We start from the raw sequence: 20,655 nt of genomic DNA, 5'->3' as shown, positions 1-20,655 counted from the left end.
TGAACCTACCCCTCAGAAACAAAACTTAAAAATAGGGCAAATTGCCAACAAGCTGAAAAACCTGAAGTATGAGGTGGTATATGCTTATGAGCCTGTGGCCCGACGGGGCGCGGGGGCCGCAGGGCCAGCCGGGCAACTCCACGCCGTCGCTGTTCGACCGGGGCGCTCCCGGTGCGTCCGGGCAGGGCCGTCCGGCCCCGGCCGGCGCGGGCGCCGGCTTCGGCGGCCAGGCGCCCGGCGCCCCGCAGGGCATGCAGGCCGCGGGCCCGGGCGGACAGCAGGGCCAGGACCCCTTCGGCGGTGGTCGTGGTCAGGTGCCGCCGCAGCGCGGCGCCGGAAAGCCCGAGCGCGGCCGTCGTCCGCAGCTGCCGCCGCGCGGCGGTGCGCGTCCCGAGCTGCCCGGCGGCGACCAGCAGCAGCCCCGCGTGCCCAGCTGGAGCGACGAGAACGCCCAGCCGCCGGTGCCGCGCGCCTCGCTGGACACCCCGCGCGGGCACGAGGAGCCGGACGCCGCCCGTACGTCGGCCATGCCCCGGTTCGACGACCGGCAGGGCCCCGGCGCGACGGCGGAGATCCCCCGGTTCGACGAGCGTCAGGGCCCCGGGGCACCTGCCTACGGCGCCCCGGGCGCCGACGCCCCGCAGCACACGGGTCAGTACCCCCAGCCCGGTGCGAACGGTGTCCAGAACACGGGCCAGTTCGTCCGCGGCGACCTCTTCGGCGCCCCGCAGGACCTGCCGGGCGGGCAGAACCCGGGTGCGCCGGGCCAGTTCCAGGCCCCGCAGGGCTACGACGACGGCTCCACCGGCCAGTTCCGGACGCCGGGCCAGGACAACGGTGCCACCGGCCACCACTCCCTCCCGGAGCGTCCGAACGCCGTCGACCCGGCCGCCACCGGCCAGTTCGAGCGTCCCCAGCCGCACGGCGCGTACGGAGCCGGCCCCGCCGCCCCGCGTCCGCCGGCCCCGGAGCGGCAGACCGACGGCGGTGCCGCGCAGCGGCCCGACGGGCGGGCGGTGTCCGACGCGTGGGCGCTGCCGCCCGCGTCCGGTCCGGGTGACGGCCGTACGCCGCTGTACGACACCCTGGAGACCAACTGGTTCCACGGCGGTGGGCAGGAGCAGGGCAACGGTCCGGCTCAGGCCCCCCAGCAGTCCCAGCAGCCGCAGCAGCCACAGCAGCCGCAGCAGTCCCAGCAGCCGCAGGGGCCCACCGGTCCTCAGCGGTCCGCTTCCACCGCCTGGCGCAGCTCGCCCAACGACGAGCTGGTCCGGCAGGCCGAACGCGTCCGGCAGCCGGCCGCGGGCGGCGTCACCACCTCCGGCCTGCCGCGCCGGGTGCCCAAGGCGAACCTCGTCCCGGGTACGGCTCAGCAGCAACAGCACCAGAGCGGTCCTCAGGTCTCGCGCGCCCCCGATGACGTGCGCGGCCGGCTGACCAATCTCCGTCGGGGTATCGCACAGGGTCGTCAGGCCGGTAGCACCCAGACCGGCACCTTCCCGAACCCCACTCACCAGCAGGAGCGTTAGTTGAGCCCGATGAGCCAGGCGGCACAGAACCTCAACTGGTTGATCACCAACTTCGTGGACAACACCCCCGGGGTGTCCCACACCGTCGTCGTGTCCGCCGACGGTCTCCTGTTGGCCATGTCCGAGGGGTTCCCGCGCGACCGCGCGGACCAGCTCGCGGCCGTCGCTTCGGGACTGACCTCCCTGACGGCCGGCGCCTCCCGGATCTTCGAAGGTGGCAACGTGGCCCAGACGGTCGTCGAGATGGAGCGGGGATTCCTCTTCCTCATGTCCGTCTCGGACGGCTCGTCCCTGGCCGTTCTCGCGCACCCCGAGTGCGACATCGGCCTCGTCGGCTACGAGATGGCGCTCCTGGTCGACCGTGCGGGCGCGGTCCTCACTCCGGACCTGCGCGCCGAGCTACAAGGAAGTCTGCTCCACTGATCGGCCCCGGCACCACCCGTCTCACCAAATCACCGTCCGGCCGCCACATTCCCCCCACCGGCCCCGTCAGACGGCTTGACTGACCGACTTGCTGTCCCGCCCGGAGGACCCATGACCCCGCCCACCGCCTCTCATGATCCGTACGCGGAGCCGTACGAGGACGAGGGCGACCAGCCGCTGGTGCGTCCCTACGCGATGACCGGTGGCCGGACCAGGCCGCGCTACCAGCTGGCCATCGAGGCACTGATCAGTACGACGGCCGACCCGGCAGCGCTCATGGGACTCCTTCCGGAGCACCAGCGCATCTGCCACCTGTGCCGTGAGGTGAAGTCGGTCGCCGAGGTCTCGGCGCTGCTCAACATGCCGCTGGGTGTTGCCCGGATCCTGGTGGCCGACTTGGCGGAGGCGGGACTCGTCGCCGTCCACCAGCCGGGCGGCGACGAGACGACCGGCGCCCCGGATGTGACACTGCTCGAAAGGGTGCTCAGTGGACTTCGCAAGCTCTAGCGGCGGGACGGTCTCCGACAGCCGTACCACCACCTCGGCGAAGATCGTGGTGGCGGGTGGCTTCGGCGTGGGCAAGACCACGTTCGTCGGGGCCGTTTCGGAGATCAACCCGCTGCGCACGGAGGCCGTCATGACGTCCGCTTCGGCGGGCATCGACGACCTCACCCACACCGGGGGCAAGACCACCACCACGGTGGCCATGGACTTCGGCCGCATCACCCTGGACCAGGACCTGATCCTGTACCTGTTCGGCACGCCCGGCCAGGACCGCTTCTGGTTCATGTGGGACGACCTGGTGCGCGGCGCCATCGGCGCGGTGGTCCTGGTGGACACCCGCCGGCTGGCGGACTGCTTCCCGGCGGTGGACTACTTCGAGAACAGCGGGCTGCCCTTCGTGGTCGCCCTCAACGGCTTCGACGGGCAGCAGCCCTACCAGCCGGAAGAGGTGCGCGAGGCGCTGCAGATCGGCCCCGACACCCCGATCATCACCACCGACGCCCGGCACCGCGCCGACGCGAAGAGCGCGCTGATCACCCTGGTCGAACACGCCCTCATGGCACGTCTCAAGTAGGGCCGGACAAGGGGCGGTACACGGCGTTTGCCGTGGATACCGGGGCCGGCTGTGTCCTTTGACACGGCCGGCCCCGGTATTCATAACGTTTCGGCAGAGGAATCGGAGGGAACCGACACGCGACGCGTTCGCGCAGTACCGCTGCGCGCACGAACGACCTGCCTTTTGCCGGTGGTCGTTCGTTATGACCGTTTTATCTGGGGCTTACATCACTCGGATTCCTCGCCTTCCACTGTTTGGAAGAGCGCTGGTCGGCATGCTGGAATGCCTGAACTGCCCAATAGTCAAAGACGTACTCCACAGTCGATGGCACACCGGGCTCTGAGACACTGCGGCACAACGTTGGTGCCGACCGCCGAGAGGTTGTTGGTCGAGTGAGGCGAAGCAAGAACAGTCCCGAGCCGTCGTCGGCCCGGGGCAACTTCACGCCGCCGCCGCGCACAGCGGCGCCCGCCCCCGTGCCCGGTCCCGAACCGACGGCCGCGCCCGCCAAGAGCGGAGGGGCCCTGTCCCCGCGCAACTGGCGTGTGACGACCAGACTCAACGCGATCCTGCTCATACCCGTGCTGGTCGGTCTGGTCATGGGCGGCTTCCAGGTGAAGGGCTCGATCGACACCTGGAACGAGGCCCAGGACGCGGAGAACACCGCGCGCCTGGTGCGCGCCTCCCTCACGTACGCCGACGCCCTCTACAACGAGCGGGACATCACCGCGGCCCCGCTGCTGCAGGGCAAGGGCACCAGCGACCCGGACGTCACCAAGGCCCGCGCCGCGACCGACAAGGCCGCCGAGGCCTTCGACGAGGCCGCGCTGAACATGCCGGACAAGCCCGGTCTGAAGCGCCGGATGGACCTGTTCCGCAAGGCCGAGCCCCAGCTGACCGCGCTGCGCGCCGCCGCCTACACCTCCAAGCTCAAGGGGGTCGCGACCGAGGAGGGGTACGTCACCGTCGCCCACCCCCTGATGGAGCTCGCCAACGAGCTCGGCCTCGGCACCGGCAACGTCACCAGCTACGGACGTACGGTCTACGCGATCTCGCTGACCAAGTCGGCGCTGTCGCTGGAGCGCTCCATCGGCATGCACCTGCTGGTGAAGCCCGGCCCGACCGACAGCCAGCTCGCCAGCCAGCGCGTCGCCCTCTCCTCCTACGCCTACCTCGAGCGCATCGCCATCGAGGAGTACAAGGGCGGTGGCACCGAGGCCGACGTGGAGAAGCTGGAGCAGACCGCGCAGCGGATCCAGGCCGAGGGCACGGCGATGGCCCGGGAGTCCAAGCAGAGGGACCCGGACTACGTGGCGCCGCCCGCCAAGACCGAGACCATGATCTCCGAGCTGGGCCGGCTCCCCTCCACGGAGGCGTCCGCCCGCGCCGGACTCGCCGCCCAGGGCATCACCCCCGCCAACTGGTGGGCCGTGAACACCCTCAAGTTCGACGGTTACCGCGAGATCGAGTCCGACCTGGCCGACACCGCGGTGAACGAGGCCTCGCAGATCGCCGACGACGCCCAGCGCGACGCCCTCATCACCGGTGCCGCCGTCATCGTCGCCCTGCTCGCCGCGTTCATCCTGGCCGGCATGGTGGCCCGCCAGATGAGCCGCTCCATGCGCCGGCTGCGCAACGCCGCCTTCGGCATCGCCGAGCAGCGCCTGCCGATGCTGGTCGACCAGCTCTCCCGCACCGACCCCGGCCGGGTCGACACCAAGGTCGCGCCGATCCCGATCTCCACCACCGACGAGATCGGCGAGGTCGCCCGCGCCTTCGACCAGGTCCACCGCGAGGCCGTCCGGCTCGCCGCCGAGCAGGCCCTGCTGCGGGGCAACATCAACGCGATCTTCACCAACCTGTCGCGCCGCAACCAGTCGCTGATCGAGGGCCAGCTGACCCTGATCACCGACCTGGAGAACAACGAGGCCGACCCGGACCAGCTGGAGAACCTCTTCCGCCTGGACCACCTGGCGACCCGTATGCGCCGCAACGGCGAGAACCTCCTGGTCCTCGCCGGCGAGGAGCCCGGCCGCCGCTGGGACCAGCCGGTGCCGCTGGTCGACGTGCTGCGCGCCGCCTCCTCCGAGGTGGAGCAGTACGAGCGCATCGAGCTGTCCGGCGTCCCCGAGGCCGAGATCCACGGCCGTGCGGTGACCGACCTCGTGCACCTGCTCGCCGAGCTCCTGGAGAACGCCACCACGTTCTCCTCCCCCCAGACCAAGGTCCGCGTCACCGCGACCCGTCTCCCCGACGGCCGCGTGATGATCGAGATCCACGACAAGGGCATCGGCCTCACCGCCGAGGACTTCGCGGACATCAACCACAAGCTGGCCAACCCGCCGACGGTGGACGCCGCGATCTCCCAGCGCATGGGCCTGTTCGTGGTCGGCCGGCTGTCCGACCGGCACGGCATCCGGGTCCAGCTGCGCCCCTCGGGCGAGCAGGCCGGCACCACCTCGCTGGTCATGCTGCCGGACGCGATCACCCACGGTGGCGGCGGCGAGCCGCAGATGGAGCGCGACGAGTTCACGGTCTCGCAGATCATCCCGGAGCAGAACTTCCAGGGCGAGGACTTCGGCCGGCAGCCGCTGCGCACCGCCGCGGAGCTGGGCTTCGACGACAGCCGCTACACGGAGGTCCCGGACGACATCCGCGACCTGGACCCCGTCGGCCGTTCCCTGCTGCGCGAGGAGCGCCGGGCGGCCCTGGAGTCCCAGGCACAGCCCGAGCCGACGGCCGCGAACGCCCCGGAGGCTCCCGGGGCGCCCGCCCACCCGGACGAGTTCGCCGCCCCGCAGGGCTACGACAACGGCCAGGGGTACCCCGGCGACGGACAGGGCTTCGACGGCGGTTACCAGGAACAGCAGACCGCCGGGTACGACGGGCAGGCCTACGACAACGGACAGCGGACGGCGTACGAGGAGCCGCAGCAGCAGGCGTACGGCGAGGGGTTCTACGCGCCGAACGGGCAGCTGCCGCAGAACGACGCCTTCTCGGCCAACGGCGGCTACCCGGACCCCTCCTACGCGGAGCCGGCCCAGGGCGGCGACGCGACGGGTGCGGCCTTCGCCGGGCGGCGCCAGGAGGACGACTGGCCGCAGCAGGGCGGTTACCCGAACGGCTATCCGGACCAGTACCCTGCTCAGGCCCCGGAGTCGGAAAATACGCAGGCCGCTGACGCACATGAGCAGGACGGCGTAGGCTTCGACCGTCCGGGACCGGCTGCCCCCGACGTCCACGCGATGACCGACGCCGGCCTTCCCCGCCGCGGATCCGCCGCGAGCGGCGCGAACGGCTCGGACGGCGCACGGCACGTCGACCAGGAGCCGCCGGCCTCCACTCCGGAGAGCGACAGCGGCTGGCGTTCGGCGAACGACGAGCGCTGGCAGCAGGCATCGGCGCTCCGGAAGCCCAAGGCGGGCGGAGTGACCTCCTCCGGTCTGCCCCGACGGGTCCCCAAGGCCAACCTGGTCCAGGGAGCCGCCGAAACCACACCTCAGGGAGGCCCCCAGGTCTCCCGTGCCCCGGAAGACGTCCGGGGCAGACTGAGCAACCTGCGGCGCGGTGTCCAAAAGGGCCGCACCGCAGGCAGTGAAACGAACGGCCAGGGCTTCGGTCCTGACAGCACCTACAACCAGGAGCGTTAGTGTGAGCCCGATGAGCCAGGCGGCACAGAACCTGAACTGGTTGATCACCAACTTCGTGGACAACACCCCGGGGGTGTCCCACACGGTGGTGGTCTCCGCCGACGGACTCCTTCTGGCGATGTCCGAAGGCTTTCCCCGTGACCGCGCCGACCAGCTCGCGGCCGTCGCCTCCGGTCTGACGTCTCTGACGGCAGGCGCCTCCCGGATCTTCGAGGGCGGCAGCGTGAACCAGACGGTTGTGGAGATGGAGCGGGGATTCCTGTTCATCATGTCCATTTCCGACGGTTCCTCGCTCGCGGTTCTCGCACATCCCGAGGCGGACATCGGCCTCATTGGGTACGAGATGGCCCTCCTGGTCGACCGAGCCGGTACGGTCCTGACACCGGACCTGCGGGCGGAGCTCCAGGGGAGCCTTCTCAACTAGAGGACGGACGGTGCGTTTCGGCGTCCCGGGGCCGTAAGGTTTCGGGACGCGGCTCCACAGTGATGGGTGCCAGGCACAGTCGGAGGAGGAGAAAGTGGCAACACCCCCAGACGGTTCAACAGCGGGCGACTGGTCGTACGGTCCTGCCCAGGGCCAGAACGACGGTTCCCAGAACCGGTACGGATACCCCTCCGCGCCACACCACGGCCAGCCGTACGCGCCGCAGGGCCCGGGCCCTTCGCCGTACGACCAGCCGCACGCCCCGCGCATCCAGCCGGTGCAGCCGCAGCGCCGAGCACCCGAACAGGCGCCCGCAGGGGCGTCGAACAACCCCCTGGTGCGCCCGTACGCGATGACGGGCGGCCGCACCAGGCCGCGGTACCAGCTCGCCATCGAGGCGCTGGTGCACACCACCGCGCAGCCGCACCAGATGCAGGGCCAACTGCCCGAGCATCAGCGGATCTGCAACCTCTGCCGGGAGATCAAGTCGGTGGCCGAGATCTCGGCCCTGCTGACCATCCCTCTCGGCGTGGCCAGGATCCTCGTCGCCGACTTGGCGGAGGCGGGACTGGTCGCCATCCATCAGCCCGGCGGCGACGAGAGCGCCGGCGGCCAGCCAGACGTGACACTGCTCGAAAGGGTGCTCAGTGGACTTCGCAAGCTCTAGCGGCGGTCCTTCCCGCTCCACCACCTCGGCGAAGATCGTGGTGGCGGGTGGCTTCGGCGTGGGCAAGACCACGTTCGTCGGGGCCGTTTCGGAGATCAACCCGCTGCGCACGGAGGCCGTCATGACGTCTGCTTCGGCGGGCATCGACGACCTCACCCACACCGGGGACAAGACGACCACGACGGTCGCCATGGACTTCGGCCGCATCACCCTGGACCAGGACCTGATCCTGTACCTGTTCGGCACGCCCGGCCAGGACCGCTTCTGGTTCATGTGGGACGACCTGGTGCGCGGCGCCATCGGCGCGATCGTGCTGGTGGACACCCGGCGTCTGGCCGACTGCTTCCCCGCGGTCGACTACTTCGAGAACTCGGGTCTCCCCTTCGTGATCGCCCTCAACGGCTTCGACGGGCAGCAGCCCTACCAGCCGGACGAGGTGCGCGAGGCGCTGCAGATCGGCCCCGACACCCCGATCATCACCACCGACGCCCGGCACCGCGCCGACGCGAAGAGCGCGCTGATCACCCTCGTGGAGCACGCCCTGATGGCCCGCCTCCGCTAGGGCCTGTCCGGCACCTCGTCGGTGCCGGGCGGCGCGACCGGTCCCCCGCGGCCACCGAGCCGCCGGGGGCTGTCGCGTGCCGGGTGCGGCAGGTCCGTGGCTCGTCGCGCCCACGCGGCGGAGCCGTGTGCCGTCACGGCCCCGCGCCCCGGGGGTGTCGTCCCGGACGGATCGCGAGAAGGGCCCCTCCTTCGTGGAGGGGCCCTTCTTCGGTGTACGGGGGTCAGCGCCAGCTGTGCGGGGCCCGGAAACCCGGTTCGCGTTCCAGGCGGCGCCAGCCGGCGCGGCCCCGGTGCGCCGGAGCGGCGGCGGACGGCTGGGCGGCGGCCCGCGCCAGCAGGATCGCCGTGATCGCGGCGACCTCCTCCGGCTCCGCGTGCCCCTTCTCGACACGGATGTCAGGTGTGCTCATGGCCATCGGTCTCCCCGGGAGATGTCCGCCGGTCACTGCGGCGGGTTGCCGTGCTTGCGGGACGGCAGGTCGGCGTGCTTGGTCTGCAGCATCGCCAGCGAGCGGATCAGCACCTCACGCGTCTGGGCGGGGTCGATCACGTCGTCGACGAGGCCGCGCTCTGCCGCGTAGTACGGGTGCATCAGCTCGGACTTGTACTCCTTGACCATGCGGGCCCGCATGGCGTCGGGGTCCTCGGCCTCGGCGATCCGGCGGCGGAAGATGACGTTGGCCGCACCCTCGGCGCCCATCACGGCGATCTCGTTGGTCGGCCAGGCGTAGGTGAGGTCGGCGCCGATGGACTGACTGTCCATCACGATGTACGCGCCGCCGTACGCCTTGCGCAGGATCAGCGAGATCCGCGGCACGGTGGCGTTGCAGTACGCGTACAGCAGCTTGGCGCCGTGGCGGATGATGCCGCCGTGCTCCTGGTCGACGCCCGGGAGGAAGCCGGGGACGTCCAGGAAGGTGAGGATCGGGATGTTGAAGGCGTCGCACATCTGGACGAAGCGGGCGGCCTTCTCGGACGCCTCGATGTCCAGGACGCCCGCCAGCGACTGCGGCTGGTTGGCGACGATGCCGACGACCCGGCCGTCCATCCGGGCCAGGGCGCAGATGATGTTGCGCGCCCAGCGCTCGTGGACCTCCAGGTACTCGCCGTCGTCGACGATCTCCTCGATGACCTTGGCCATGTCGTACGGCCGGTTGCCGTCGGCGGGGACCAGGTCCAGCAGGACGTCGCTGCGGCGCTCCGCCTCGTCGGTGCACTCCACGCGCGGCGGGTTCTCCCGGTTGTTCTGCGGGAGCAGGGACAGGAGGTAGCGGACCTCGTGGAGGCACGTCTCCTCGTCGTCGTAGGCGAAGTGGCACACCCCGGAGGTCTCTGCGTGCACGTCCGCGCCGCCCAGGCCGTTCTGGGTGATCTCCTCGCCGGTGACCGCCTTGACGACGTCCGGGCCGGTGATGAACATCTGCGAGGTGTCGCGGACCATGAACACGAAGTCCGTCAGGGCGGGGCTGTAGGCCGCGCCGCCCGCACAGGGGCCGAGCATCACGCTGATCTGCGGGATGACGCCGGACGCCTTGGTGTTGCGCTGGAAGATGCCGCCGTAGCCGGCGAGGGCGGAGACGCCCTCCTGGATCCGGGCGCCGGCGCCGTCGTTCAGCGACACCAGCGGCGCGCCGGCCGCGATGGCCATGTCCATGATCTTGTGGATCTTGGTGGCGTGGGCCTCGCCCAGCGCGCCGCCGAAGATCCGGAAGTCGTGCGCGTAGACGAAGACCGTACGGCCCTCGACCGTCCCCCAGCCGGTGATCACACCGTCCGTGTACGGCTTCTTCTCCTCCAGACCGAAGCCGGTGGCCCGGTGCCGGCGCAGCTGCTCGACCTCGCGGAAGGAACCCGGGTCCAGCAGCAGTTCGATGCGCTCCCGCGCCGTCAGCTTGCCCTTGGCGTGCTGCGCCGCGGTCGCCTTCTCGCCCGGGCCGGCCACTGCCTGCGCACGGATCTCGTGCAGTTCGGCCACGCGTCCGCGCGCGTCGGTCGGCTCACCCGGCGCCTCATCCAAAACGGTCATGTAGTGACCTTACGAAGCACACCCGCAAATGCGAGCCGTCGACTCCTCACAGTCTCCGGGGTGTTTTCCTGGTGCCCCTGAACAGAACCACGGCGCCATACAGCCGTTCCGACTGCTCAGAGGGCGTCCCGCTTGTGGAGGTCGCACAAAGACGTCACCTGAGAGTCACCTCACATTCATGGCTGGCACATGCACCCGTTCGGGTCGGTCCGCCCCCCGGGAGCGCAGCGGCGACGGTGGCCCGCCCCCCGCCGGGGCCTCAGCCGAAGCGGTTCAGGAGCCTGCGGTAGAGACGGGGGGCGAGGGCACGGACCCGGGAGGGCAGGGTGAGCCAGGCGGGGACGTAGGCCTCGTCACGGCCCTGGGAGACGGCGTCCCAGACGGCCGCCGCGACCCGGCCGGCCGAGGTGGGGCGCGGGTGGGAGCGGCGGTACGGCGTGCCCCTGCGGGCGAAGAAGCCCGTCTCGACGGGGCCGGGCACGACGAGCGTCACCCCGACGCCCGTACCGCGCAGCTCCTGCCGGAGCGCCTCGGCGAACGCGGCGAGTCCGGCCTTGGCGGCGGAGTACACCGCCTCCTCCCGCACGCCCACGGAACCGGCCACCGAGCCGACGAGCACCACCCGGCCGCCGCCGGCCGCCACCATCGCGGGCAGCACCTCCCGCACGAGGTGCAGCGTCGCGTTGAGGTCCAGGAACAGCACCCGGTCGATGTCGGTGTGCGGCATCGTCAGGAACGGCCCCGCCCAGCCGATGCCCGCCCCGGCGACCAGCACGTCGATGCGTCCGGTCTCCCGCAGCGCGGCCTCCGCCAGCATCTTCGCCCCGTCCGGCGCGGCGAGGTCGGCGGGCAGCAGGACCGCCGGGGTGCCGGACGCCGTCTCCTCCAGCCGCCGCCGGTCCCGGCCGCTGAGCAGCAACTGCCAGCCCCCGGCGGCGAAGCGCCGTGCGGTGGCCGCGCCGATGCCCGAGGAGGCGCCGGTGACGAGGGCGACGCGCCGGTCCGTGCGCGGCGGCCCGTGGCCGTGTGCCGCCGCCGGGGCGGAGGCGGCGGCACGGGCGGCGCCGTGTGCGGGGTCCGCCGGGGGGTCGTAGGTGGAACCGGAGCCGGTGGTGGTCACGAGTCGGTCTCCCATGCGCGGTCGCTGCGGGTCCTCGCCTTCCAGGACACCCCCACTCCGGTGCACCCCGCCAACGCTGGAGTCCGTCCGCCCGATCCGCTCCGGCCCCCGCCGGCGGGCGGTGTCCGGGCTCCCGGGGCCGGCGCGCCGCGCCGCGGGACCACTCCTGCGGGCCCCGGGATGCGGCCAGGCGGGCGTACGGCGGGGAAGCGGGCGGGCCGGCTCGAGGGGTGCGCCGCCGGCTCCACCGGGACCGCGGCCGGGGACACGGCCGGCGGACGCCCCGGCGTGACGGCGCGATCGCGCCGTCTTCGCCAGACATGTTGAAACTTCAACGGAATAGGTCTACGGTGGACCTCGTCAGGTTAGTTGAACATTAAACGTAATCCCCTCGGAGGGACATCATGGGCATCTTCGGCCGCAGGGACAACGAAACCGCCACCGTGACCACCGGCTCCGCGGTGAACCCGGAGCTGGCCGCGCTGACCGGCGCGTACACGATCGACCCCGCGCACTCCACGCTCGGCTTCGTCGCCCGGCACGCCATGGTCACCAACGTCAAGGGCAGCTTCCAGGACTTCACCGGCACGCTGCACCTCGACGGCAGCGACCCGTCCCGCTCCACGGCCACCATCGACGTGGTGATGGACAGCATCGAGACGGGCAACGCCGACCGCGACGGCCACCTGAAGAGCGCCGACTTCTTCAGGACGGACGAGTTCCCGACGATGACCTTCCGCACCACCGGGGCGGAGGCCCTCGGCGGCGACGACTACCGCATCACCGGCGACCTGACCATCCTGGGCACCACCCGGCCGCTCACCATCGACCTGGAGTTCAACGGCGCCGCGAAGGACCCCTTCGGCAACGAGCGCGTCGGCTTCGAGGGCAGGGCGGAGATCCTGCGCTCCGAGTGGGGCCTGACCTGGAACGCGGCGCTGGAGACGGGCGGCGTCCTGGTCTCCGACAAGATCAAGCTGAACTTCGACATCTCGGCGATCAAGCAGGCGTGAGCCCACCGCCCCCTCGGGGCACCCGAGTTCACCACGGCAACGGCCCGGAGCCCGACGAGGCGTCCGGGCCGACGCCTGCCCGGCCGCCGTCGCCTCAGCGCAGGACGGCGGCGCCGCGCGCCCGCAACCGCCGGACGACGGGGTGACGAGCACGGACGCCGCGGGGCAGTACCCGCCCGGCGCGACGAACCGGACCGGCCGGCCCACGCCGGCGTCGAGGAGCAGACCGCCCGCGCCGGGGCCCGGCGCCGAGGCGAGGACCAGGACCTGGTCAGAAGCCGCCGCCGAAGTCCCCGCCGCCCCCGCCGAAGTCCCCGCCGCCGAAGCCGCCCCCGAAGCCACCGCCGAAGTCCCCGCCGTCGAAGTCCGCGCCGGAGACGTCGCCGCCCTCGTAACCGCCGAAGTCTCCGTAGCCGGCGCCGTAGGCGGCCCCGTAGGCGGGACCGGCCATCATGCCGCCGAGCATGGTGCCGACGAGCAGGCCGGGCAGCAGGCCGCCGCCGAAGTAGCCGCCGGCCCAGGGACCGTACGCGGGACCGGCGTCCCAGTAGGGACGGCGCCCGTACTCGGTGTCGACCTCGCGGACGACGGGGTCGAGGCCGTCGGCGAGACGGGTCCGGTCGGCCGCGCAGACCGGGACCTCGCGCTCGGTGCCGCCCGGCGGCGTCCAGACGGCGTCGGCGACCGAGGGGCCGTGACGCGGGTCGAAGAAGCAGGGCGGGCGGCGCTCCGGAAGCGGCCGTCCCTCCCGGCGGGCGGCGAGGGAGGCGAGGGCGAAGCGGCCGTCCTCCACGGCCCGGGTGACGGTCCGGACGTCCTCCGGTTTGCGGGCCGCGGCCATGAACGACTTGGAGTGCTCGTAGGCGTCCAGCGCGCGCCCGTAGTCCGCGCGCATCGCGTCGTCCGCGCCGGGTTCGCCCGGGTGGAAGTCGAGACGGTCGAGTTCCTCGCCGAACGCGGTGATGTCCTCGTCGACCACCACCCGCAGCTTCTCCAGCGCCTCCCGCCGCTCCTCCTCGCGGCGGCGCCGGTTGCGGCGGGACACGGCGTAGACGCCCGCGCCGCCGGCCGCCACCAGCGCGCCGACGGTGATCAGCCCGCCGACGGGGACCTCGCTCGACCCGTCGCTCCACGAGTTCGGCGCCGAGCCGCCGGTGTTGCGCAGCGCGCTGTCGACGAAGTCGTTCAGCTGGGCCTTCGCGTCCCCGGCGCCCTGGACGGACATGACCAGGTTGCGCACCCCCTGGCGGCTGAGCACGCTGCTGTCGGCGCGTGCGTCGAACCGGTCGCCGAGGCGGATGCCGTACAGGCCGGTGACGCCGGTCTCGGTGCGCAGCTTCCGGAAGATGTCCTGCGTCGGGTAGTCCCCGGGAAGGACCGCCACGAAGACGGGTTCGTCCGCGTCCTCGATCTTGTCGGCGAGGGCCTCGGCGTCGGACTCCGCCAGGATGTCCCGGGCCGCGGGGTCGACGTAGACGGGGCTCTCGCGCAGCGCGCGGGCGATCTCCGACACGTCGGTGGCCGCCTGCGCCCCCGGCGCACCGGCCGTCAGGACCACCAGCACGGCGGTCACCGGCACGATCAGCAGGCGTACGAGGGTACGCATCGTCGCGTCCTTCATATCTTCGAAGCTACCCGAATCCATCCATAAACGGACATCGGGGCCGACAGGGGCTCCGAAGACGCCCCTGCCGGACGGGCCGTACGGGTCCCCTACGCGGCCGGTTCCACGCCTGCCCGCAGCAGCCCGTACGCGTAGGCGTCCTCCAGCGCCTGCCAGGACGCGGCGATGACGTTCTCCGCGACGCCCACCGTCGACCACTCCCCCGCCCCGTCGGACGTGGCGATCAGCACCCGGGTCGTCGACTGGGTGCCGTGCTTGCCCTCCAGGATGCGGACCTTGTAGTCGACCAGCTCCAGCTTGGCGAGCTGCGGGTAGATCTTCTCCAGGGCGACCCGCAGCGCCCGGTCCAGGGCGTTGACCGGGCCGTTGCCCTCCGCGGTGGCGACGATGCGCTCGCCCTTGGCCCACAGCTTCACCGTGGCCTCGTTGGCGTGGGTGCCGTCGGGGCGGTCCTCGGTGATCGCGCGCCAGGACTCGACGTCGAAGTACTTCAGCGGCCCGCCCTCGGCCTCCGCGCGCAGCAGCAGCTCGAAGGAGGCGTCGGCGGCCTCGTACGTGTAGCCCTTGAGCTCGCGCTCCTTGACCCGCTCGACGACCCGGCCGACCAGTTCGCGGTCGCCGCCGAGGTCGATGCCGAGCTCCTTGCCCTTGAGCTCGACGGAGGCGCGGCCGGCCATGTCGGAGACCAGCATCCGCATGGTGTTGCCGACCTGCTCGGGGTCGATGTGCTGGTACAGGTCCGGGTCGACCTTGATCGCGGAGGCGTGCAGGCCCGCCTTGTGCGCGAAGGCGGAGACGCCGACGTACGGCTGGTGCGTGGACGGGGTGAGGTTGACGACCTCGGCGATGGCGTGCGAGGTGCGGGTCATCTCGCGCAGCCGGCCCTCGGGCAGGACCCGCTTGCCGTACTTCAGCTCCAGGGCCGCCACCACCGGGAACAGGTTGGCGTTGCCGACGCGCTCGCCGTAGCCGTTGGCGGTGCACTGGACGTGGGTGGCGCCGGCGTCGACGGCGGCGAGGGTGTTGGCGACCGCGCAGCCGGTGTCGTCCTGGGCGTGGATGCCGAGCCGGGCACCGGTGTCGGCGAGCACGGTGGAGACCACGGCCTGGATCTGCGCCGGGAGCATGCCGCCGTTGGTGTCGCACAGGACGACGACGTCGGCGCCGGCCCCGGAGGCGGCGCGGACCACGGACTTCGCGTACTCGGGGTCGGCGCGGTAGCCGTCGAAGAAGTGCTCGCAGTCGACGAAGACCCGGCGGCCCTGCCCCTTGAGGAAGGACACCGTGTCGCGGACCATCTCGAGGTTCTCCTCGAGGGTGGTGCGCAGGGCGAGCTCGACGTGGCGGTCATGGGACTTCGCGACCAGCGTGATCACCTGTGCGCCGGAGTCGAGGAGCGCTCTGACCTGCGGGTCCTTCGCGGCGGTGGTGCCGGCGCGGCGAGTGGCGCCGAAGGCTACCAGCTGGGCGTGCCGGAACTCGATCTCCTGCTGGGCGCGGGCGAAGAACTCGGTGTCCCGCGGGTTCGCGCCGGGCCAGCCGCCCTCGATGAAGCCCACGCCGAACTCGTCCAGGTGCCGGGCGATGGCGAGCTTGTCGGCGACCGTGAGGTTGATGCCCTCACGCTGGGCGCCGTCGCGCAGGGTGGTGTCGAAGACGTGGAACGAGTCGTCGGGCTCGCTGGTTGCGGTCATGGTCTGAAGGCTCCTGAGTTGATCTCGGTCTACCGGAATGACCGGTTCCACCGTTCCCCCATGCTCCCCCACGCCCCGTTCCCCGGCTGCGGGTGGGCCGGGAAACAGAAAAACCTCTCGCGGGTGCGAGAGGTCTGCGCGCGGGTCGAGGACGACGGTGTCCGCCCGTACGGTGTCGTACGTTGCGGTCACTGCGGACCGGCGCGCCTGCTGCCAATAATCGTGGCGAACGAGAGCACGGGGGCAGTCTGGCACAATCCGCCCCCGCGCTCACGGTCCGTCTCAGGATGCGGGCGGTGTGTGGTCACCCACGGGACCCGGCTCAGCCCAGCCGGTGCATCCAGCCGTGCTTGTCCTCGGCGGTGCCCCGCTGGATGTCGAGCAGGGCCCGGCGCAGCCGGAGGGTGACCTCGCCGGGCTCGCCGCCGCCCTGCCGCCACTCGGCGCCGGCCCGCTTGACCGTGCCGACCGGGGTGATGACGGCCGCCGTACCGCAGGCGAAGACCTCGGTGAGGCTGCCGTTCTCCGAGTCGCGCTGCCACTGCTCGACGGAGACGCGCTCCTCGGCGGCCTCGTAGCCGAGGTCGCGGGCGACGTCCAGCAGGGAGTCACGGGTGACGCCCTCCAGGATGGAGCCGCTGAGGGCGGGCGTGACGATCCTGTCGCCGTACACGAAGTACAGGTTCATGCCGCCCAGCTCCTCGACCCACCGGTGCTCCACGGCGTCGAGGTAGCAGACCTGGTCGCAGCCCTTGGCGGCGGCCTCGGCCTGGGCGAGCAGGGAGGCGGCGTAGTTGCCGCCGGTCTTGGCGTCGCCCATGCCGCCGGGGACGGCGCGGACGCGGTCCTCGGAGACCCAGATGGAGACGGGCTTCACGCCGCCCGGGAAGTAGGCGCCGGCCGGGGAGGCGATGACCAGGAACAGGTACTCGTTGGCGGGCTTCACGCCCAGTCCGACCTCGGTGGCGATCATGAAGGGGCGCAGGTAGAGGGATTCCTCGCCGCCGTGCGCCGGCACCCACGCCTTGTCCTGCGCGACCAGGGCGTCGCACGCCTCGATGAAGGTCTCGACCGGCAGTTCGGGCATCGCCAGGCGCCTGGCGGAGCGCTGGAAGCGCTCGGCGTTCTTCTCCGGGCGGAAGGTGGCGACGGAGCCGTCGGGCTGCCGGTACGCCTTGAGGCCCTCGAAGATCTCCTGCGCGTAGTGCAGGACGGTGGTCGCGGGGTCGAGGGAGATCGGCGCGTACGGGACGAGCTGGCCGTCGTGCCAGCCGCGGCCCTCGGTCCACTTGATCGTCACCATGTGATCGGTGAAGTGGCGGCCGAATCCGGGGCTGGCCAGGATCGCTTCGCGCTCCGCGTCCGAGAGCGGGTGCGCCGAGGGCTTGAGCTCGATCGTGGGCGTCGTCATGAGTGGTTGTCCTTCACCGGTTGTAGTGACGGGCCGCGCACACTCCCGTACGGCCGGTGGCCAGTACTAGGACGTCCGAGCATTCCCTCATTCCGCGGCTCCGCGTTCGATTATCGCCCGGAGGCGGTGGCGGAAGAAACAGGGTGAATGCGGCCCGGTGGTCGATGGTGGCACCCGGCGGGGACAGGGGGAAGCCGCCGGGCGCTGATGCGACCCGGCGGCTTCGAGTGGTCTCGAGGGAGCGCCGGGTCAGCCGGCTACTCGCGCGGCGAGCGCGTCGCCGATCTGCGAGGTGCTCCGGGCGGGCAGGGAGCCGCGCTCCGCGAGGTCGGCGGAGACGGCGTCCTCGATGCGGGCCGCCTCGGCGTCGTGGCCGAGGTGGCGCAGCAGGAGGGCGACGGACAGGACCGTGGCACTGGGGTCGGCCTTGCCCTGGCCGGCGATGTCCGGGGCCGAGCCGTGCACCGGCTCGAACATGGACGGGTACGCGCGGTCCGGGTTGATGTTGCCGGAGGCCGCGACGCCGATGCCGCCGGAGACGGCCGCGGCGAGGTCGGTGATGATGTCGCCGAAGAGGTTGTCGGTGACGATGACGTCGAACCGGGCCGGGTCGGTGACCAGGTAGATCGTCGCGGCGTCGACGTGGATGTAGTCGGTGGTGACCTCGGGGTACTCCTCGGCCACCTTGTTGAAGACGTTCGTCCACAGGTGGCCGGCGAAGGTCAGCACGTTGTTCTTGTGGACCAGCGTGAGCTTCTTGCGGGGCCGGGCCTGGGCCCGGGCGAAGGCGTCGCGGACCACGCGCTCGACGCCGAAGGCCGTGTTGACGGACACCTCGGTGGCGACCTCGTGCGGCGTGCCCTTGCGGATGGTGCCGCCGTTGCCGGTGTACGGGCCCTCGGTGCCCTCGCGGACCACGACGAAGTCGATCTCCGGCTGACCGGCGAGCGGGGTGGCCACGCCCGGGAGGAGCTTCGACGGACGCAGGTTGACGTGGTGGTCGAAGGCGAAGCGGAGCTTGAGCAGGAAGCCCCGCTCCAGGACGCCGGAGGGGACCGACGGGTCGCCGATGGCGCCGAGCAGGATGGCGTCGTGCCGCTTCAGCTCGTCGAGGTCGGCGTCGGTGAGGGTCTCACCGGTGGCGTGGTAGCGCCTGGCGCCGAAGTCGTACTCCTTGGTCTCCAGCTTCACATCCTGCGGGAGGACGGCGGAGAGGACCTTGAGACCTTCGGCCACGACCTCCTGGCCGATGCCGTCACCGGGGATCACTGCGAGATTGATGCTGCGAGACATGCGGGCACCCTACTCCTCGTCCCAGGGGATGACATGCGGCGTCCGGCATGCGGACGATCGGCGTGTCAGTGGCCGGTCGAGCCGCCGTTGTCCCTGCGGTCGAGGGCGCGCTGGAGCGCCGCGGCGGCGTTCTTCCGGTCGGATTCGCTGGTGCGGGGGGTGTGACGGACGCGGCGGCGGACGGTCGTCTCGGCCATGGGGCATCGACTCCTTCGGCATACGTGGAGTACGGAAAGGGGGATTACGAGACGCCGGAAGGGGCGGGGAGCGGCGGGCCGCAGGGATTGCCTGCACGGGGCCCGGCTCACGACCGCCGTTCGCTTGATCGAGCGAGTCGTTCGGCTCCTACAAAGCTAGAGGAGTGGACTGCATCTGTCTGCACAAGTACTCGGACTTCCTACTATCTGAGACGGTCGACCGGGTCACACCGCTCCCAGCTGCGAAAACACCGGACGGACCAGGTCGGGGGGTGACCTGGTCCGTCCGGGGCCGGGTGGGCGTCAGCCCATGTGCGGGTAGGTGTAGTCGGTCGGCGGGACCAGCGTCTCCTTGATGGCGCGGGTCAGGGTCCAGCGCATCAGGTTCTGCGGGGCGCCGGCCTTGTCGTTGGTGCCGGAGGCGCGGCCGCCGCCGAAGGGCTGCTGGCCGACGACGGCGCCGGTCGACTTGTCGTTGATGTAGAAGTTGCCGGCCGCGTAGCGCAGCTTCTCCATCGTGTACGCCGCCGCCGCGCGGTCGTTCGCGATCACCGAGCCGGTGAGGGCGTAGTCGGAGACCGACTCCATCTGGGTCAGCATCTCGTCGTACTTCTCGTCGTCGTAGACGTGCACGGCGAGGATCGGGCCGAAGTACTCGGTGCGGAACACCTCGTTCTCCGGGTCGGTGCACTCGATGACGGTCGGGCGGACGAACCAGCCGACCGAGTCGTCGTAGGAACCGCCCGCGACGACCGTGCAGGCCGCGTCCTCCTTGGCGCGGTCGATGGCGGCCTTGTTCTTGGCGAAGGACCGCTCGTCGATGACGGCGCCGATGAAGTTGGACAGATCGGTGACGTCACCCATGGCGATGCCGTCCACCTCGGCCGCGAACTCCTCCTTGAAGCCGGAGTTCCAGATCGAGGCCGGGATGTACGCGCGCGAGGTGGCGCTGCACTTCTGGCCCTGGTACTCGAAGGCGCCGCGGGTCAGGGCGGTCTTCAGCACGGCGCGGTCGGCGCTCGGGTGGGCGACGACGAAGTCCTTGCCGCCGGTCTCGCCGACCAGGCGCGGGTAGGTGCGGTACTTCTCGATGTTCTGGCCGACCGTCTTCCACAGGTGCTGGAAGGTCTTGGTCGAGCCGGTGAAGTGGATGCCCGCGAGGTCCCGGTGGGCCAGGGCGACCTCGGAGACCGCGATGCCGTCGCCGGTGACGAGGTTGATGACGCCCTTGGGCAGACCGGCCTCCTCCAGGAGCTGCATCAGCAGCACGGCGGCGTGGGTCTGGGTGGGGGACGGCTTCCAGACCACCACGTTGCCCATGAGGGCCGGCGCGGTGGGCAGGTTGGCGGCGATCGCGCTGAAGTTGAACGGCGTGATCGCGTAGACGAAGCCCTCCAGCGGGCGGTGGTCCAGGCGGTTCCACACGCCCGGCGAGTTGGCCGGCGGCTGCTCGGCGAGGATGCCGCGCGCGTAGTGGACGTTGAACCGCCAGAAGTCGACCAGCTCACAGGGGCTGTCGATCTCCGCCTGCTGGGCGGTCTTGGACTGGCCCAGCATCGTGGAGGCGGCGATGGTCTCACGCCAGGGGCCGGCCAGCAGCTCGGCGGCGCGCAGGATGATCGCCGCGCGGTCGTCGAAGGACATCGCGCGCCAGGCGGGCGCGGCGGCCAGGGCCGCGTCGATGGCGTCCTGCGCGTCCTGCTGGGTGGCGTTGGCGTAGGTGCCCAGGCGGGCCTTGTGGTTGTGCGGCTGCACGACGTCGAAGCGCTCCCCGCCGCCCATCCGCTTCTCGCCGCCGATGGTGCAGGGGAGGTCGATCGGGTTGTCGGCCAGCTCCTTGAGCTTGGCCTCCAGCCGGGCGCGCTCGGGCGTCCCGGGGGCGTAGCCGTGCACCGGCTCGTTGACGGGGGTGGGGACCTGGGTCACAGCGTCCATGGGTGGCGTAACTCCTTGTCGTGAG

At 71.4% G+C, this 20,655-nt stretch carries 17 protein-coding genes and 1 pseudogene; 9 read left to right on the top strand and 9 right to left on the bottom strand.

Translation table 11 applies throughout. From position 1 onward, the window contains the following. Positions 1-98: 98 nt before the first annotated feature. The 8 genes and pseudogenes from ABTY20_RS16570 to ABTY20_RS16535 all read left to right on the top strand — a co-directional run. A pseudogene (locus ABTY20_RS16570) lies at positions 99-1,529 on the top strand (nitrate- and nitrite sensing domain-containing protein); the annotation flags it as partial. A gap of 9 nt (positions 1,530-1,538) precedes the next feature. After that, positions 1,539-1,952: a roadblock/LC7 domain-containing protein gene (locus ABTY20_RS16565; RefSeq protein ID WP_003973453.1), complete on the top strand. Its 414-nt coding sequence runs from the start codon at positions 1,539-1,541 to the stop codon at positions 1,950-1,952. A 111-nt stretch (positions 1,953-2,063) separates the two neighbouring features. Beyond that, entirely contained in the window at positions 2,064-2,459 is a 396-nt protein-coding gene (locus ABTY20_RS16560; RefSeq protein ID WP_004924977.1) for a DUF742 domain-containing protein, read from the top strand. After that, positions 2,440-3,030, top strand: coding sequence for a GTP-binding protein (locus tag ABTY20_RS16555; protein WP_351997710.1), 591 nt, complete (start codon positions 2,440-2,442; stop codon positions 3,028-3,030). Before ABTY20_RS16560 ends, ABTY20_RS16555 begins: the two co-directional genes overlap by 20 nt. 374 nt (positions 3,031-3,404) lie before the next feature. After that, positions 3,405-6,662, top strand: coding sequence for a sensor histidine kinase (locus ABTY20_RS16550; RefSeq protein ID WP_351997709.1), 3,258 nt, complete (start codon positions 3,405-3,407; stop codon positions 6,660-6,662). A 10-nt stretch (positions 6,663-6,672) separates the two neighbouring features. Then, the gene (locus tag ABTY20_RS16545) at positions 6,673-7,086 is read left to right on the top strand and encodes a roadblock/LC7 domain-containing protein (RefSeq protein WP_004983065.1); all 414 of its coding nucleotides are present in this window, start codon (positions 6,673-6,675) and stop codon (positions 7,084-7,086) included. A gap of 94 nt (positions 7,087-7,180) precedes the next feature. Beyond that, positions 7,181-7,753 (top strand): DUF742 domain-containing protein, encoded by a 573-nt coding sequence (locus ABTY20_RS16540; RefSeq protein WP_351997708.1) that lies wholly within the window; start codon positions 7,181-7,183, stop codon positions 7,751-7,753. Further along, positions 7,734-8,315: a GTP-binding protein gene (locus tag ABTY20_RS16535; protein WP_030216560.1), complete on the top strand. Its 582-nt coding sequence runs from the start codon at positions 7,734-7,736 to the stop codon at positions 8,313-8,315. The genes ABTY20_RS16540 and ABTY20_RS16535 overlap by 20 nt, the downstream gene beginning before the upstream one ends. A 223-nt stretch (positions 8,316-8,538) precedes the next feature. Here the strand turns inward: ABTY20_RS16535 and ABTY20_RS16530 are convergent, their stop codons facing one another. The 3 genes from ABTY20_RS16530 to ABTY20_RS16520 all read right to left on the bottom strand — a co-directional run bounded on the left by ABTY20_RS16530 (position 8,539) and on the right by ABTY20_RS16520 (position 11,463). Further along, positions 8,539-8,727, bottom strand: a complete 189-nt coding sequence (locus ABTY20_RS16530) for an acyl-CoA carboxylase subunit epsilon (RefSeq protein WP_351997707.1) — start codon at positions 8,725-8,727, stop codon at positions 8,539-8,541. Positions 8,728-8,759: 32 nt separating this feature from the next. Continuing rightward, positions 8,760-10,343, bottom strand: a complete 1,584-nt coding sequence (locus tag ABTY20_RS16525; RefSeq protein WP_351997706.1) for an acyl-CoA carboxylase subunit beta — start codon at positions 10,341-10,343, stop codon at positions 8,760-8,762. A gap of 259 nt (positions 10,344-10,602) precedes the next feature. Beyond that, the gene (locus ABTY20_RS16520; protein WP_351997713.1) at positions 10,603-11,463 is read right to left on the bottom strand and encodes an SDR family NAD(P)-dependent oxidoreductase; all 861 of its coding nucleotides are present in this window, start codon (positions 11,461-11,463) and stop codon (positions 10,603-10,605) included. Between the two features lie 404 nt (positions 11,464-11,867). Here ABTY20_RS16520 and ABTY20_RS16515 point away from each other — a divergent pair, with 404 nt between their 5' ends. Then, positions 11,868-12,476, top strand: a complete 609-nt coding sequence (locus ABTY20_RS16515; RefSeq protein WP_351997705.1) for a YceI family protein — start codon at positions 11,868-11,870, stop codon at positions 12,474-12,476. Between the two features lie 271 nt (positions 12,477-12,747). Here ABTY20_RS16515 and ABTY20_RS16510 read toward each other — a convergent pair whose 3' ends face one another. From ABTY20_RS16510 to pruA, 6 genes are all read right to left on the bottom strand, one after another. After that, on the bottom strand, positions 12,748-14,097 hold the full coding sequence (locus ABTY20_RS16510) for a hypothetical protein (protein WP_351997704.1): 1,350 nt from the start codon (positions 14,095-14,097) through the stop codon (positions 12,748-12,750). Between the two features lie 92 nt (positions 14,098-14,189). Next, entirely contained in the window at positions 14,190-15,794 is a 1,605-nt protein-coding gene (gene cimA, locus ABTY20_RS16505) for a citramalate synthase (protein ID WP_351997703.1), read from the bottom strand. Between the two features lie 322 nt (positions 15,795-16,116). Then, entirely contained in the window at positions 16,117-17,205 is a 1,089-nt protein-coding gene (locus tag ABTY20_RS16500) for a branched-chain amino acid aminotransferase (RefSeq protein WP_351997702.1), read from the bottom strand. Positions 17,206-17,454: 249 nt separating this feature from the next. Beyond that, on the bottom strand, positions 17,455-18,498 hold the full coding sequence (locus tag ABTY20_RS16495; RefSeq protein WP_351997701.1) for a 3-isopropylmalate dehydrogenase: 1,044 nt from the start codon (positions 18,496-18,498) through the stop codon (positions 17,455-17,457). Positions 18,499-18,563: 65 nt separating this feature from the next. Further along, a complete protein-coding gene (locus tag ABTY20_RS16490) occupies positions 18,564-18,695 on the bottom strand; it encodes a hypothetical protein (protein WP_106979167.1) in 132 nt (43 codons plus the stop codon). A 303-nt stretch (positions 18,696-18,998) separates the two neighbouring features. After that, a complete protein-coding gene (gene pruA, locus ABTY20_RS16485; RefSeq protein ID WP_351997700.1) occupies positions 18,999-20,630 on the bottom strand; it encodes an L-glutamate gamma-semialdehyde dehydrogenase in 1,632 nt (543 codons plus the stop codon). Positions 20,631-20,655 lie beyond the last annotated feature (25 nt).

Origin of the sequence: Streptomyces sp. NPDC126497 (genome assembly GCF_040302425.1) — a bacterium.
In the GTDB taxonomy this organism is placed as follows: domain Bacteria; phylum Actinomycetota; class Actinomycetes; order Streptomycetales; family Streptomycetaceae; genus Streptomyces.
The sequence above is the reverse complement of the archived record's forward strand: the minus strand, read 5'-3'. Positions and strand labels throughout refer to the sequence as shown.

Excerpts from the sequence above, each read along its gene's own strand:
- ABTY20_RS16565 (WP_003973453.1), top strand. The coding sequence starts at position 1,539 with ATGAGCCAGGCGGCACAGAACCTCAACTGGTTGATCACCAACTTCGTG.
- ABTY20_RS16560 (WP_004924977.1), top strand. The coding sequence starts at position 2,064 with ATGACCCCGCCCACCGCCTCTCATGATCCGTACGCGGAGCCGTACGAG.
- ABTY20_RS16545 (WP_004983065.1), top strand. The coding sequence starts at position 6,673 with ATGAGCCAGGCGGCACAGAACCTGAACTGGTTGATCACCAACTTCGTG.
- ABTY20_RS16530 (WP_351997707.1), bottom strand. The coding sequence starts at position 8,727 with ATGAGCACACCTGACATCCGTGTCGAGAAGGGGCACGCGGAGCCGGAG.
- ABTY20_RS16525 (WP_351997706.1), bottom strand. The coding sequence starts at position 10,343 with ATGACCGTTTTGGATGAGGCGCCGGGTGAGCCGACCGACGCGCGCGGA.
- ABTY20_RS16515 (WP_351997705.1), top strand. The coding sequence starts at position 11,868 with ATGGGCATCTTCGGCCGCAGGGACAACGAAACCGCCACCGTGACCACC.
- ABTY20_RS16510 (WP_351997704.1), bottom strand. The coding sequence starts at position 14,097 with ATGAAGGACGCGACGATGCGTACCCTCGTACGCCTGCTGATCGTGCCG.
- cimA (WP_351997703.1), bottom strand. The coding sequence starts at position 15,794 with ATGACCGCAACCAGCGAGCCCGACGACTCGTTCCACGTCTTCGACACC.
- ABTY20_RS16500 (WP_351997702.1), bottom strand. The coding sequence starts at position 17,205 with ATGACGACGCCCACGATCGAGCTCAAGCCCTCGGCGCACCCGCTCTCG.
- ABTY20_RS16495 (WP_351997701.1), bottom strand. The coding sequence starts at position 18,498 with ATGTCTCGCAGCATCAATCTCGCAGTGATCCCCGGTGACGGCATCGGC.
- ABTY20_RS16490 (WP_106979167.1), bottom strand. The coding sequence starts at position 18,695 with ATGGCCGAGACGACCGTCCGCCGCCGCGTCCGTCACACCCCCCGCACC.
- pruA (WP_351997700.1), bottom strand. The coding sequence starts at position 20,630 with ATGGACGCTGTGACCCAGGTCCCCACCCCCGTCAACGAGCCGGTGCAC.